Genomic DNA, 14095 nt, shown 5'->3' on the forward strand with positions numbered 1-14095 from the left:
CATCGTGCTTGGAAGCACTGAAGTATATTAATAAGAGAAGTCCTACGTTCAGTCGATTAGCGCGCTGAAACAATCGTTGAGTGATAAATGCATGTTGATGGTCGGATGTTTATCTGATGTTTATATACGCTTTGCTTGTTGTCATGAGGCCCGATTACTATGATGCTTCTACGTACCCTAGTTCTTGAACGCTCGGGTGAAGATACGCCGGTCAACGGCGCTCTGCTCTGTGGTTTTGCTATACCCCAGATCGCGTCAAACTTTCTTGTGTACAGTCTGGATGAAGAAATAGAACCGGGTAGTTCCCGGGTATATGTCGCAGCATTACGTAGGAAAGTTGAACGGTACTTCTTGGGCGGGGTGGATGCTCAGGAAGATCTGCAAGTTGCGATGCGAGTATTTAAACAAATACTGACCCTGGCGGCGTCCGGTACCAAACCGGGCAGTGTCGGTGACGGCCAGGTTCCTTATCATTTTGTCGACTTGAAAGGCTGCAAGTTGCCGCCCGCCAGGCCCGAAGATCATCATTCAATGAACATCAAGAAAGCCTTGGTGATGAAGGTGATTACCTTGGGGACGTCTGCCCCTGCGTCAGAAGCGATTGAAAGTCCCACGCTGATTGTCCCGTCCATTCGTTTTTCTTCCCGAATGGTCTCGGCTCCCAAAGTGACGAAGGAGCCTGAAAAGGTCTTGCCCGTGATGATCCAGGAGCCGGCTCAACCTCCGCAGCAGGCGCCAGAGGTCTTGGCGCCAAATGAATCGCTGGCCGTTGTGGTTGCACCCAGTGCGCCGCCGGCATTGAGCGAACAGGAGGAGCAAAATTCGCTGTTCGAGGTGGATAGCACCTTGACCAACCTCGCGCGCGTCGCCCAGGAACTGACCCAGCAAAAACTCGCGATGCAAAAGCGCGAAGAGGTGCTTGAGCAGCGCCAGGTTCAGCTGCAGCAAGGGCTGGCGGAGCTTGAGCAAAAACGCCAGGAGCTGACCCGTCGGGTGGCGCAGGAGGAGGGCGCCCTGCAGTTGCAGGCTCAGGCGCTGGAAGGGCGTGAGGCACAGTTGGCAAATGCCTTGGGTGCGCAGCAGCAAGGGCAGCGCCAAATGGATGAGCGCGCCCGCGTCTTGGAGGAGCGGGTCACTCAAGTCGAGGTGCAAGAGTTACGGGCGCGCCAGAAGAGTGAGACGTTGGCGGCGTTGCTCGTGCAGTTACCTGGGTTGCGCCAGAATGTGCAGGCCGTCCTCTTTGAGCTCGACCAGGCGTTGGACGGCCTGGCGAGAAATGAGCTGCTTCAACCCAGCAGCGATCTTGGTGCAATCCACTTGTGATGCGAGGCGTCGGTGGGTCTGGCTACTTTCCCCCGTTCATTTATCATCACCCTCTGTTCGTCGACGCCGGGCCTTCAAGCTGCGGCGTATTGGAATCAATGGACATTGCCTGGGGATGCACGCGTTTGAGTACCAAGCTGATTACCAAAGAAGGTCATGAAGCGCTGAAGAAGGAGTTGGATTACCTGTGGCGCGAAAAGCGTCCGGACACCACGCGCAAGGTGACGTGGGCCGCCTCCCTGGGGGATCGCAGCGAGAACGCGGACTACCAGTACAACAAGAAGCTGCTGCGTGAGATTGATCGGCGGGTACGCTACCTGCGCAAGCGTCTGGAAGACATGCGCGTGGTGGAGTACATGCCCGAACAGGAGGGGCGGGTATTTTTCGGCGCCTGGGTCGATATTGAAAACGAGCAGGGCGAGACCAAGCGTTTTCGTATCGTCGGCTATGACGAGATCTATGAGCGGATGGACTACATCTCCATCGACTCACCGATGGCACGGGCGCTGTTGCGCAAGCAAGTCGACGACGAGGCCATCGTGCAGACACCGAACGGCGAGGTGTGCTGGTGGATCACCGGTATCGAGTATGTGAAATAGGCAATCATGGCCCGCAGTCTTTGAGGCTGCGGGCCATCGTCCTTTCAACCTTCGCGCAATACCGTCAGCGGGCTGGCATTCAGCGCGCGGCGCGTCCCGAATACCCCGGCACCGCCGATCAGCACCGCACCGATCACCGGCAGCAGTAGCAACCACACGTGCGGGTGCCAGGCCAGGTCAAAGGCGTAGCGGTACAGCACCCATGTCACCAGCTCGGTGCCCAGCGCCGCGAGCAAACCGCTGACCGCGCCCAGCAGGCCGAACTCGATGCGTCGGGCCTTCACCAGCAGCTTGCGCTCGGCGCCCAGCGCCCGCAGCAGCGCACCTTGGCGAATGCGCTCATCCAGGGTGGCCTGCAGGCCGGAAAACAGCACCGCCATCCCTGCCGCCAGCACAAATAGCAGCACATATTCCACCGCCAGCGTCACTTGGGCGAGGATGCTGCGCAGTTGCTCCAGCAGGGCCTCGACCTGCAGGATCGTGGCGGCCGGGAATGCCCGGGACAGGTCGACGATCTGCCGGTCATGGCCGGGGGCCAGATAGAAGCTGGTCAAGTAGGTGGCCGGCAGGTCTTTCAAGGTGCCAGGCTGGAAAATCATGAAGAAGTTGGGCTGGAAGTTATCCCAATTGATGGTACGCAGGCTGGTGACCCGAGCTTCACGATTTTCCCCCGCCACCGTGAACACCAGATGGTCGTCGAGCTTGAGTTTCAGGCTTTCGGCGACCTTGGCTTCCACCGACACACCCGGTATTTCATCATCCGGTTGCTGCACCCACCAAGTCCCCGCAGTCAGGGCATTGCCCGGCGGCAGGTCGGCGGCCCAGGTCAGGCTCAGGTCGCGCTGTACCGCACGGTCGCCGCTGGAGTCCTTGCTGACGATCTCCTGCACCGGCTCGCCGTTGACGCTGATCAGCCGGCCGGGCACCACCGGATACAGCGGCGCCGATTGCGCCTGCAGCTCGAGCAGGCGCGCACCAAAGGCGTCTTTGTCGGCGGGCAGGATATTCAGCGCGAAGTAGTTGGGCGCATCCTTGGGCAACTGGTTTTGCCAGGTGTCCAGCAATTCGCCGCGCAGCAGGGCGATCAAACCCATGGACAGCAGGATCAAGCCGAACGCCAGGGACTGGCCTGCCGCCGCCAGCGGATAGCGCAGCAACTGGCCCAGGCCCAGGCGCCACGGCAGGGACGCCCGGGCCAGCAGGCGGCGTAGGCTCTGCAACAGCAGCAGGAGCAGGCCGCCGAGAATCAACGCCGCAACCACGCCGCCGCCGAGCAGGGCGAAGGTCAGCACCAGGTCGAGGCTCAGGCGCCACATGATCAGGCCCAGGGCAAGCAGCGCCGCGCCATAGACCATCCAGGTGCTGGACGGGATGGGCAGCAGGTCGCGTCGCAGTACGCGCAGCGGTGGTACGCGGCCCAGTGCCGCCAACGGCGGCAGGGCGAAACCGGCAAGGGCCACCAGCCCGGTGCCGATCCCGGCAATGGCCGGCAGTAGCCCACCGGGTGGTACGTCCGCCGGCAGCAGGTCGTGCAGGAAATAGAACAGACCAAATTGCGCGAGCCAGCCGAGCAGGGCACCGGCCAGGCTCGCCAGCAGGCCGAGTACGCTGAGTTGCAGGCTGAACAACAGCATGGCTTCACGCCGCGATAAACCCAGGCAGCGCAACAGCGCACTGGCATCAAAGCGTCGGCTGGCGAAACGGTTGGCGGACAGCGCCACGGCCACACCGGCCAGCAGCACCGCCACCAGGCTGGCCATGTTCAGGTAGCGCTCAGCCTTGCCCAGGGCGCCGCCGATCTGCTGGTTGCCATCCCGGGAATCCTGCAGGCGCTGGTTGGCCGCGAGGCCCGGCTTGACCAGGTCGCGATAGGTTTGCAGTGCCGTACTGGCTGGGGCCCCGCGCCACAGTTCGCGGTAGCTGACGCGACTGCCAGGCTGGACCACGCCGGTGGCGTCGAGGTCGGCCAGGTTGATCATCACCCTTGGCGTGAGGCTGTAGAAATTGCCAGCGCGGTCCGGTTCATAGGTCAGCACGCGGGTCAGGCGCAGGGGCTTCATGCCCACGTCGATGCTGTCACCCACTTTCAGGTCGAGTGCCGTGAGCAGCCGCGCCTCCACCCAGGCTTCGCCGGGTTTCGGGCCGCCGCCTGGGGTTTCGTCACCGAACGGCGCCGCTGCGCTTTTCAGTTCGCCGCGCAGCGGGTACTGCTCGTTGACCGCCTTGATGCTGGACAGCTGGATGCCGTTATCGGTGGCGATAACGCTGGAGAACTCGACGACGCGCGCGTGATCCAGGCCCAGTTCGGTCCCGGACCTGATTTGCTCGGGGCGTGCGGGTGAGCTGCCCTCGAGCACCAGGTCGGCGCCAAGAAACTCGGTGGCGCGCAACAGCATGGCGCCATTCAGGCGTGCGCCGAAGTAGCCGATGGCAGTGCTGGAGGCGACGGCCACCAGCAGGGCGAAGAACAACACGCGCAATTCGCCGGCGCGGGCATCGCGCAGCAATTGGCGCATGGCAAGGCTGAACAGGCGCAGCAGCGGCAAACGTGCCATCAAGGCTCCAGGGGCGCGACCATCAGGCCGGCTTCAAGGCGGATCAGGCGTCGGCAACGGTGGGCCAGGCGCTCATCGTGAGTGACCAGGACCAGTGTCGTGCCGCTTTCTTTATTCAGTTCAAACAGCAGGTCGCTGATGCGCTCGCCGGTATGGCTGTCGAGGTTGCCGGTGGGTTCATCGGCAAACAGCACGTCAGGTTCGGCGGCAAATGCGCGGGCGATCGCCACCCGTTGTTGCTCGCCCCCGGAGAGTTGGCGTGGCGAGTGGGTCAGGCGTTGGCCCAGGCCGACCCGTTCGAGCAGGTGCCTGGCACGCTCGCGGGCGTCTTTGCGGCCGTCCAGCTCCAGCGGCAGCATGACGTTTTCCAGCGCGTTGAGGCTGTCGAGCAGTTGGAATGACTGGAAGACGAAGCCCACGTGTTCGGCGCGGATGCGTGCGCGCTGGTCTTCGTCGAGGGTGCTCAGGGCTTGCCCCGCGAGCGTGACTTCGCCACTGCTGGGCAGGTCGAGGCCGGCCAACAGGCCGAGGAGGGTGGATTTACCGGAACCGGAGGCACCGACGATAGCCAGGCTATCGCCCTTGTTCAGTTCCAGGCTCAGTTCGTGCAGGATAGTCAGTTCACCTTCCGCGCTGGGAACCACTTTGCTAAGGTTCCGCGCGGTGAGAATGCTTGCGCCCATGGAGAATCCGATGCGAATGTGGTTTTTGAGTGCTGGCCTGGCCTTGATGTGCATGGCCCAGAACGCAGCGGCGGGTACGGTCCTGATCGTTGGCGATAGTATCAGTGCCGGTTTCGGACTGGATACCAGCAAAGGGTGGGTAGCCTTGCTGGGACAACGGCTCAAGCACGAAGGTTTCGACGATGAAGTGGTCAACGCGTCCATCAGTGGCGACACCAGTGCCGGAGGCCTCGCGCGACTGCCGGCGGCGCTTGCAGAGTATAAGCCAGGCTTGGTGATTATCGAGCTGGGCGGCAATGACGGCCTGCGCGGACAGCCGCCGGCGCAATTGAAACAAAATCTTGCATCGATGATCGAGCAGTCCCAGGCGGCAGGCGCCAAGGTGCTGCTGCTGGGCATGCAGTTGCCGCCTAACTACGGTCCGAAATACACCACGGCGTTTGCCGGGGTCTACGCGGCGCTGGCCAAGGAGAAGAGCGTGCCGCTGGTGCCGTTTTTCCTCGAAGGCGTGGGCGGTCATCCCGAGCTGATGCAGGCTGATCAACTGCATCCTGCGGTCGGCGCCCAGGGCAAGTTGCTGGAAAATGTCTGGCCGACGCTAAAACCGCTGTTATGACGCTTTTCTAGCGGCAGGCTTTCGGCTAAGGTGGCGCCCCCCCGATTTGGAGCCCTCGATGTCGCGTCCTGCCTGGTCCCTGTTTAATTACCAACTGATCGAGCCGGACGAACAGCTGGATCTGTTCGCCTGCCAGGAAGTCCGGGTGCATCTGGTCACGCGTCAATTGGAGCTGGGCGGCACGATCGATCGCACGCTCTGTGGCACGTTGTTGCCGGCTCAGCCACGCTGGTCGGCGGTGGACCGCTCGCTCTTCCAGGACCAGCGCCTGTGCCCCCTGTGCCGTGCCATTCTGGAGTCGCAAAAGCGTGGCACGCCGCCGATCTGGCCGGAGCTGCGCTTCGAGTTGTAAGGGGGGGCTACGAGCTTGCAGCTAGAAGCCCGCTTCACGTATACAATCGTTTTTTACCTACACGTTGTTCTGCGAAGGATTTTTCGGATGTTGTCGCGCCTTTCCGTCGTCACCTGCTGCCTGTCTCTTGCCGCCCTGTGTGCGGCGGGTTCCGCAGCAGCCTTGCAATTGCCCTTGCCGCCACCGGGTGAAGACGTCGTTGGCCAGGTCCAGGTGATCAAGGCCAAGTACGAAGACACCTTTGCCGACCTGGGCACCACCTACGACCTGGGCTACTCGGAGATGGTCGCCGCCAACCCCGGCGTCGATGCCTGGTTGCCGGGCGCTGGCACCGAGATCGTTTTGCCGACGCGGTTTATCCTGCCGCCAGGCCCCCGCGAAGGCATCGTGATCAACCTTGCCGAGTACCGGCTCTACTATTTCCCCAAGGGCCAGAACGTGGTCTACACCTTCCCGCTGGGGATTGGTCGTGAGGGCTGGGGCTCGCCGGTCGCCCATACCACCATTGTCGCGAAAACGCCGAACCCGACCTGGACCCCGCCAGCCTCGATCAAGGCTGAGCATGCCGCTGAGGGCGACCCGTTGCCTAATGTCGTCCCTGCTGGCCCGGACAACCCTTTGGGGCCGTTCAAGTTCTCGTTGGGCACGCCGGGTTACCTGATCCACGGTTCCAACAAGAAGTTCGGCATCGGCACGCGTACCAGCCACGGCTGCTTCCGCATGTTCAACAATAACGTGCTGGAAATGGCCAGTATGGTGCCGGTGGGGACGTCGGTGCGCATCATCAACGATGCCTACAAGTTCGGTAACAGTGGTGGCAAGGTTTACCTGGAAGCGCATACGCCTCTGAACGATGACGGCACCCCCTCGGTGGTCGACAAGCACACGGCAGTGATCAACGCCCTGCTCAAGCGTGAAGACCTGGCCAATCATCTGCGGGTGAATTGGGATCAGGTGCGTGACGTGGTGGCTGCCGAAGATGGCCTGCCGACTGAAATCGGTGTGCCGGGCGCGGCGCCGATGGTGTCGAGTACGCCGATCGACCTGCTGCAGTAAGCCTGCGTGATCCAAAGCCCGCCTCGGCCTTGCGCCGCGGCGGGTTTTTTATTGCCCGCTCCCGCAGGACTCGCGAAATTCAGGCAATAAAAAAGCCGATCCAAAAATGGATCGGCTTGATAACAATCCCGAAGGATTATTACTTCTTGCTAGCTTTTTCAAGCATGCGCAGAGCGCGCTCGTTAGCTTCGTCAGCAGTCTGTTGTGCTTTTTGAGCAGCAGCCAGAGCTTCATCAGCTTTACGGTAGGCTTCGTCTGCACGAGCCTGGGAGCGAGCTGCTGCGTCTTCAGTTGCAGTCAGACGAGCTTCGGTTTCTTTGGAGACGCTGCTGCAACCGGTAGCCAGAACTGCGGCCAGGGCGATAGCAGAGAATTTCAGAACGTTGTTCATCGTGTTCCCCTTCAAGGAATTTCAATTAGATAGCTGTTATCTCAGAGTGAGCTAATAGCCGGCGTACATACTACTCATTACTTGTAGTAAGTAAACTGACCTAGCGCAAGAAGCAAAAAAAAATTCTGTGCCGAATCTATTTTCGCTAATCTTTGGGAGGATTGTATAAAAAGTGTTCGGTTTTTTGCAGTCTGCTGAAGATTGGACCCTGCCTGAAAGGGCCGGCCCGCATGTGTCAAGCCTTGTAAATAGATGAAAATCTATATATCTGGGCTAACACTTTTGTACAGGTTGACTTTGCCAAACCCTGCATCTTTTGCGCATGTAGAGGTGACTTTAACAGCGCCAGTTCGTCTCAAGCTTCAACTGCCGGCAATGTTCAGGCTTTCGGTCAGCGATTGATCGAGGCCCTTTCTATATCCGCCAGCGCCCCGGGAGGACGAGTGCGTCTTGAGCAATTTCAGGATTGCTGCCTACTATTCTCTACGTGCTGGTTGTGAGCGCTCAAGGTTTTCTCGTTGTCGAAACCGGCACGGGGTGGCGTAGATGTTCCTTCGCCGGAAAAACATCGGTAAGGTAGGGGTCAGAATCCAAGACCCGCGAGGAGTAGTGATGAGCGAGGCGTTGTCCATCCACCATGACCAGGCTGGTCATCAGTTCGAGACCAATGTGGACGGTCATCGTGCCTACCTGACGTATATGGACCTCGGGAAACAGACCTTGGACATCTATCGGACTTTCGTGCCCAACGCACTGCGAGGCCGTGGTATTGCGGCCGCATTGACCGAGGAAGCCTTGAAGTTTGCCGAAGAGGCCGGCTACACGGTGATCCCGTCATGCTCTTACGTCGAACGCTACATGGAGCGCCACCAGCGCCATGCCGCCAAGCTGTAAGGCGTGAACAGCAGCATGAAAAACGCCGGGCTTAGCCCGGCGTTTTTGTGTGCGCAGATCAGACTCAGGTACGTTTGCGTAGGGGCAATACGTCCTTGAGCTTGGCGTGCATGCTGCGCAGGGTGGTCTCGGTGGTCGACCAGTCGATGCAGGCATCGGTGATCGACACGCCGTACTGCAAATCGGCCAGGTTTTTTGGAATCGCCTGGCAGCCCCAGTTCAGGTGGCTCTCGACCATCAGGCCGATGATCGACTGGTTGCCTTCCAGGATCTGGTTGGCGACGTTTTCCATCACCAGCGGCTGCAGGGCCGGGTCCTTGTTGGAGTTGGCGTGGCTGCAGTCGACCATGATGTTCGGCTTGATCTTGGCCTTGTTCAGCGCCTGTTCGCACAGCGCAACGCTGACGGAGTCATAGTTGGGCTTGCCGTTGCCGCCGCGCAATACCACGTGACCGTAGGCATTGCCCTTGGTGGTGACGATGGACACGCCGCCTTCCTGGTTGATACCCAGGAAGCGATGAGGGCTGGAGACTGATTGCAGCGCGTTGATCGCCACGGTCAGGCCGCCGTCGGTGCCGTTCTTGAAGCCCACGGCCGAGGACAAGCCCGACGCCATTTCGCGGTGGGTTTGCGATTCGGTGGTGCGCGCGCCGATGGCCGACCAACTGATCAGGTCCTGCAGGTACTGCGGGGAGATCGGGTCGAGGGCTTCGGTGGCGGTGGGCAGGCCCATTTCGGCCAGGTCCAGCAGCAGCTTGCGACCGATGTGCAAGCCGTCTTGGATCTTGAACGAGTCGTCCAGGTACGGGTCGTTGATCAGGCCTTTCCAGCCCACGGTGGTGCGCGGTTTCTCGAAATAGACGCGCATGACCAGGTACAAGGTGTCGGACACTTCTTCGGCCAGCGCCTTGAGGCGCTCGGCGTATTCGTGGGCCGCCTTGAGGTCGTGGATCGAGCACGGCCCGATTACCACGAAGAGGCGGTGGTCGGTACCGTCGAGAATGTCACGAATGACTTCGCGACCCTTGGTGACGGTCTGCAGTGCAGCGTCGCTCAGGGGGATTTCGCGCTTGAGCTGATCGGGCGTGATCAGGGTCTCGTTGGATTCGACGTTCAGGTCGTTGATCGGTAAATCAGCCATCGTGTTACTCGTCAGGGTCACGGGTGCCGGCCGCCAGCCATTCCCGTGCGGCGGAGCACAGCATGATTTGAATGCAGGGGGGAGGAACCTTAGCGCGTAATACCGGCCCGCGACAATGGGCAAAGCCCGCTTTAATCCAGCGCTGGCGCCACAAACGCCTCATGGGAGAACTCACCGGCATGCCGCGCCACCCACTCGCGGGCCATGGTTTCGAACTGCGCGGGCGTCGACTCGGCGTCTTCGTGCTGGCGGCAGTAACGCTCTATCCGGCATGCTTGCTCACCCATGCGTGCGCCGAACAACGCATGTTCATCGGTGAACGAGATGCCGACACGATAGCCGTTTTCCACCTTGCGGCACCATGCCACATAGCCCGGATAGCGGGCCCCGGCGCCCAGGGATGGGATATGCAGATCAACCGCCGTACCTTGGCGCCAGGCACGCGGGCAATTGCAGGCGATGCCGCCCAGGCCGATAGTGTGCAGGCGTTGGCGGGGAATGGGAGGGGAGGGACGTTGGATCAATAGGGCAGCGACATCATCAGGATGAGGTAAAAAACGACCCATGTACACGGACTCCGAGCACCGTCCAGTCGACGGCGGTGGCAGCAGTATAGTGAAGGAACAGGCATTGACCGACCTGGATATTGACCAGCAACTGCTGGGATTACCAGGCATTTCGCTCGTGGTGTTCACCAGCGTGGGCTGTTCCAGTTGCCGTTGGGCGCATCAGCAACTACCGGGCTGGCATTTGCCGGTGGATCGGCTGTGCTGGGTGGATGCCGGGCACAACGGCGGTGCGGTGGAACGCTATCAGGTCTTTCATTTGCCGGCGTTGTTCGTGGTGTGCGAGGGTCAATTCCTTGGGCAAATACAGACACGCCTTACGCCTTCCGACCTTACCGACGCTATTCATCAAGCGCTTACCCGTACTCCAGAGGATTTGCCATGACAGCATTGTCGCCACGCATTGGCATTATCGGCACCGGCGCCATCGGTGGTTTCTACGGCCTGATGCTGGCGCGTGCCGGCTTCGACGTGCATTTCCTGTTGCGCAGCGAATATGCAGCGGTCAGTGAGCGCGGCCTGCGCGTCAACAGTCGCGTGCATGGCACTTTGCATCTGAACCCGGTGCAGGCCTACGCCCGCGCGGCCGACATGCCACCGTGCGACTGGCTGCTGGTGGGCACCAAATCCACGGGCAATGTCGACCTGGCCCCGACCATCGCCCAGGTCGCGGCGCCCGACGCCAAGGTGGTGTTGCTGCAAAATGGTCTCGACGTCGAAGACAGCCTGCGTGAACACCTGCCGGCGTCCCTGCATCTGCTCGGCGGGCTGTGCTATATCGGCGTACACCGTTCTGCCCCCGGCGTCGTCGAGCATCAGGCGTTGGGGCGGGTCAACCTGGGTTATCACAGCGGCACCGCCGCCAACGACGAAGCGCGCCAGAAGGCGATTGTCGAAGCGGGCGCCGCGTTGTTTCATCAGGCCGGCATCGAGTCCCAGGCCATGGCCAACGTACACCAGGCGCGCTGGCACAAGCTGGTGTGGAACGTGCCTTACAACGGTCTCTCCGTACTGTTGGGCTGCGGCACCACAGCGATGATGGCGGATGAGTCCAGCCGCGAACTGATCCAGGCGCTGATGGCCGAAGTGGTGAAGGGCGCCCACGCCTGTGGCCACGACATCCCGGCCAGCTATGCCGAGCAGATGTTTGCCATGACCGAAACCATGGACGACTACCTGCCCAGCATGTACCACGACCATATCCATAAACGCCCGCTGGAACTGGCGGCGATCTACGCCCGCCCACTCGCCGCCGCCAAGGCCGCCGGCTGCGAGTTGCCGCGAATGCAGGCGTTGTATCAGGCCTTGAGTTTTATTGATCGGCATAACCGCTGATTGGGGGGAACCACCATGGCAAAGGGATTGGGCGACAAGCTGGTACTGGCGATTTCATCGCGGGCGCTGTTCGACTTGAGTGACAGCCACAAGGTCTACCTGGCCCAAGGCGTGGAGGCCTACCGCAAATACCAGATCGAGCACGAAGAAGAAACGCTCGAACCGGGCGATGCCTTCCCGCTGGTCAAGAAGCTGCTGAGCCTCAACGCCAGCCTGGGCCGGGCCCGGGTCGAGGTGGTGCTGGTATCGCGCAACAGTGCTGACACCGGCCTGCGCGTGTTTAATTCGATCCAGCATTACGGCCTGGACATTTCCCGCGCCGCTTTCGTAGGAGGGCGTAGTCCATATCCTTATTTGGCGGCGTTTGGGTGCCATCTGTTCCTTTCGACCCATGCTGAAGATGTGCGCAGTGCGCTCGATGCCGGGTTTGCTGCCGCGACGATTCTGTCAGGCGGCGCGCGCAGGGCATCGAGCGAGGAACTGCGGATCGCATTTGATGGCGATGCGGTGTTGTTTTCCGACGAGTCGGAGCGCGTTTATCAACTGGGTGGGCTGGAAGCGTTCCAGGCCAGCGAGCGCGAATCGGCACGCCAGCCGTTGCATGGCGGCCCTTTCAAGGGCTTCCTCGCGGCGCTTAACTTGTTGCAGCGTGAGTTCCCGGACGAGGCATGCCCGATTCGCACCGCGCTGGTCACGGCGCGGTCGGCGCCGTCCCACGAGCGGGTGATTCGCACCTTGCGCGAGTGGGATATCCGCCTGGACGAGTCGTTGTTCCTCGGCGGCCTGGAAAAATCCGCGTTCCTGGAGGCGTTTGCCGCCGATGTTTTTTTCGATGACCAGGCTGGCCATTGCGAGAAAGCCAGGGAGGTGGTGGCCACCGGGCATGTGCCCCATGGCATCAGTAATGAGGTGAAGATTCAGACGTCGAGCTAAGTCAGTCAAACTCCCCGAGGCGCTGCTAAGCTCATTCAATCTCCGCCATCCTGGCTGTCCAGGAGGTTTTATGATCCGGTCGATGCTGTATGCCACGGACCTCGGTCTGTATGCGCCTTATGTGATGCAACATGCGCTGGCGCTGGCGCGAACGTTCAAGGCTGAGCTGTCGGTGGTTCATGTGGTCGAACCCATGGGCCTGTTCGCCGAGTCGGTGTTGCAGAGCTACCTTGATGAAAAGGCCCTGAACGAATGGCAGAGCCAGGGCCTGAATACGGTGATGGCGACGATCGAGCAGCGGGTGCTCGACAGTTTTCGCGAGGAGCTGGGGGACGGCGCGCAAGACTTGCAACTGATCCACTCGGTGCGGGTGATCCAGGGTGACCCGTGCGAGGTGATTCTCGACCAACTGCGTAAACTTTCCGTGGATCTGTTGATCGTAGGCAGTCACAGCCACGCAACTGCCGCGGCCACCCCCCTTGGGCGCACCGCTGCACGGGTGTTGCAGCTGTCTCCGGTGCCGGTTTACCTGGTGCCGTCGTTACAACGTCAACGCAGTGATGACGTGTGAAGGGAAAGGGTAGATAAAAAGTTCTAGATTTATCTGTCTAACCTTTAATATAGTTATATACCGTCGCTGATACCCGTGGCGTCTATCTGCTTTGAGGGACACATATGAAGCTTCAACAACTGCGCTACATCTGGGAAGTGGCGCACCACGATCTCAACGTTTCCGCTACCGCTCAAAGCCTCTACACCTCGCAACCGGGTATCAGCAAGCAGATCCGCCTGCTCGAAGACGAGCTGGGTGTCGAAGTGTTCGCCCGCAGCGGCAAGCACCTGACCCGCGTCACCCCGGCCGGTGAACGCATCATCACCACCGCCGGCGAGATTCTGCGCAAAGTCGAGAGCATCAAGCAGATCGCCCAGGAGTTCTCCAACGAGAAGAAGGGCACCCTGTCGATCGCCACCACCCACACCCAGGCCCGCTATGCGTTGCCGCCGGTGATCCGCGACTTCATCAAGCAATACCCGGATGTGGCCCTGCACATGCACCAGGGTTCGCCGATGCAGATCGCTGAAATGGCCGCCGACGGCACCGTCGACTTCGCGATTGCGACTGAGGCCCTGGAGTTGTTCGGCGACCTGGTGATGATGCCGTGCTATCGCTGGAACCGTTGTGTGGTGGTGCCCCAAGGTCACCCACTGGCCAAGCTGCCGAAGCTGACCCTGGAAGCCCTGGCGGAATACCCGATCGTGACTTATGTGTTCGGTTTTACCGGCCGCTCCAAGCTCGACGAAGCCTTCAGCCATCGTGGTCTCACGCCGAAAGTGGTGTTCACCGCAGCCGACGCCGACGTGATCAAGACTTACGTTCGCCTGGGCCTGGGCGTGGGAATCGTCGCCAAGATGGCGGTCGACACCCAGCTCGATAAAGACTTGGTCGTGCTCGACGCCAGCGAGTTGTTCGAGTCCAGTGTGACCAAGATCGGTTTCCGTCGCGGCACGTTCCTGCGTGGTTTCATGTGCGACTTCATCGAGAAATTCGCCCCGCACCTGACGCGCGAAGTCATGGCCAAGGCGATCCAGTGCCACAACAAGCAGGAACTGGAAGAGTTGTTCGACGGCGTAGAACTGCCCGTCCACTGAG

16 protein-coding genes are annotated in these 14095 nt (G+C 60.8%); 11 read left to right on the forward strand and 5 right to left on the reverse strand.

The features are described 5' to 3' along the window. Positions 1–159: 159 nt before the first annotated feature. Positions 160–1323, forward strand: a complete 1164-nt coding sequence (locus J2Y83_RS07890; protein ID WP_253394295.1) for a hypothetical protein — start codon at positions 160–162, stop codon at positions 1321–1323. A 125-nt stretch (positions 1324–1448) separates the two neighbouring features. Further along, complete coding sequence (greB, locus tag J2Y83_RS07895; protein WP_177033332.1) at positions 1449–1922, forward strand: transcription elongation factor GreB; 474 nt, start codon at positions 1449–1451, stop codon at positions 1920–1922. Between the two features lie 44 nt (positions 1923–1966). Here greB and J2Y83_RS07900 read toward each other — a convergent pair whose 3' ends face one another. Beyond that, positions 1967–4477, reverse strand: coding sequence for an ABC transporter permease (locus J2Y83_RS07900; protein ID WP_253394296.1), 2511 nt, complete (start codon positions 4475–4477; stop codon positions 1967–1969). After that, positions 4477–5160 (reverse strand): ABC transporter ATP-binding protein, encoded by a 684-nt coding sequence (locus J2Y83_RS07905; protein WP_010176179.1) that lies wholly within the window; start codon positions 5158–5160, stop codon positions 4477–4479. Before J2Y83_RS07905 ends, J2Y83_RS07900 begins: the two co-directional genes overlap by 1 nt. Before the next feature lie 10 nt (positions 5161–5170). On the opposite strand from J2Y83_RS07905, the gene J2Y83_RS07910 reads away from it, so the two are divergent. The 3 genes from J2Y83_RS07910 (at position 5171) to J2Y83_RS07920 (ending at position 7184) form a co-directional block, all read left to right on the forward strand. Further along, positions 5171–5776: an arylesterase gene (locus J2Y83_RS07910; protein WP_253394298.1), complete on the forward strand. Its 606-nt coding sequence runs from the start codon at positions 5171–5173 to the stop codon at positions 5774–5776. A 58-nt stretch (positions 5777–5834) separates the two neighbouring features. After that, positions 5835–6128, forward strand: a complete 294-nt coding sequence (locus tag J2Y83_RS07915; protein ID WP_253394300.1) for a hypothetical protein — start codon at positions 5835–5837, stop codon at positions 6126–6128. An 87-nt stretch (positions 6129–6215) separates the two neighbouring features. Further along, entirely contained in the window at positions 6216–7184 is a 969-nt protein-coding gene (locus J2Y83_RS07920; RefSeq protein ID WP_253394302.1) for a L,D-transpeptidase family protein, read from the forward strand. Between the two features lie 139 nt (positions 7185–7323). Here the strand turns inward: J2Y83_RS07920 and J2Y83_RS07925 are convergent, their stop codons facing one another. Continuing rightward, complete coding sequence (locus J2Y83_RS07925) at positions 7324–7575, reverse strand: Lpp/OprI family alanine-zipper lipoprotein (RefSeq protein WP_247401697.1); 252 nt, start codon at positions 7573–7575, stop codon at positions 7324–7326. 612 nt (positions 7576–8187) lie between these two features. Here J2Y83_RS07925 and J2Y83_RS07930 point away from each other — a divergent pair. Then, a complete protein-coding gene (locus J2Y83_RS07930; RefSeq protein ID WP_003189869.1) occupies positions 8188–8469 on the forward strand; it encodes a GNAT family N-acetyltransferase in 282 nt (93 codons plus the stop codon). A 64-nt stretch (positions 8470–8533) separates the two neighbouring features. On the opposite strand, the gene J2Y83_RS07935 is transcribed toward J2Y83_RS07930, so the two are convergent. Both J2Y83_RS07935 and J2Y83_RS07940 read right to left on the reverse strand, forming a co-directional pair. Then, complete coding sequence (locus J2Y83_RS07935; protein WP_247401696.1) at positions 8534–9610, reverse strand: 3-deoxy-7-phosphoheptulonate synthase; 1077 nt, start codon at positions 9608–9610, stop codon at positions 8534–8536. A gap of 131 nt (positions 9611–9741) precedes the next feature. Next, positions 9742–10176, reverse strand: a complete 435-nt coding sequence (locus tag J2Y83_RS07940) for a PilZ domain-containing protein (protein ID WP_253394304.1) — start codon at positions 10174–10176, stop codon at positions 9742–9744. Here J2Y83_RS07940 and J2Y83_RS07945 point away from each other — a divergent pair. The 5 genes from J2Y83_RS07945 (at position 10175) to cysB (ending at position 14094) form a co-directional block, all read left to right on the forward strand. Next, positions 10175–10561, forward strand: coding sequence for a thioredoxin (locus J2Y83_RS07945; protein ID WP_253394306.1), 387 nt, complete (start codon positions 10175–10177; stop codon positions 10559–10561). The genes J2Y83_RS07940 and J2Y83_RS07945 overlap by 2 nt on opposite strands. Beyond that, positions 10558–11511, forward strand: coding sequence for a putative 2-dehydropantoate 2-reductase (locus tag J2Y83_RS07950; protein WP_253394308.1), 954 nt, complete (start codon positions 10558–10560; stop codon positions 11509–11511). Before J2Y83_RS07945 ends, J2Y83_RS07950 begins: the two co-directional genes overlap by 4 nt. Positions 11512–11526: 15 nt before the next feature. After that, complete coding sequence (locus J2Y83_RS07955) at positions 11527–12444, forward strand: 5'-nucleotidase (protein ID WP_247401690.1); 918 nt, start codon at positions 11527–11529, stop codon at positions 12442–12444. Between the two features lie 70 nt (positions 12445–12514). Further along, a complete protein-coding gene (locus J2Y83_RS07960; protein ID WP_253394310.1) occupies positions 12515–13015 on the forward strand; it encodes a universal stress protein in 501 nt (166 codons plus the stop codon). Positions 13016–13119: 104 nt separating this feature from the next. Beyond that, positions 13120–14094 carry an HTH-type transcriptional regulator CysB gene (gene cysB / locus J2Y83_RS07965; protein ID WP_017849520.1) on the forward strand — a complete coding sequence of 325 codons (975 nt, stop codon included), beginning with the start codon at positions 13120–13122 and terminating at the stop codon, positions 14092–14094. Position 14095 lies beyond the last annotated feature (1 nt).

It is taken from the genome of Pseudomonas marginalis (assembly GCF_024169655.1).
GTDB lineage: Bacteria > Pseudomonadota > Gammaproteobacteria > Pseudomonadales > Pseudomonadaceae > Aquipseudomonas > Aquipseudomonas paraveronii.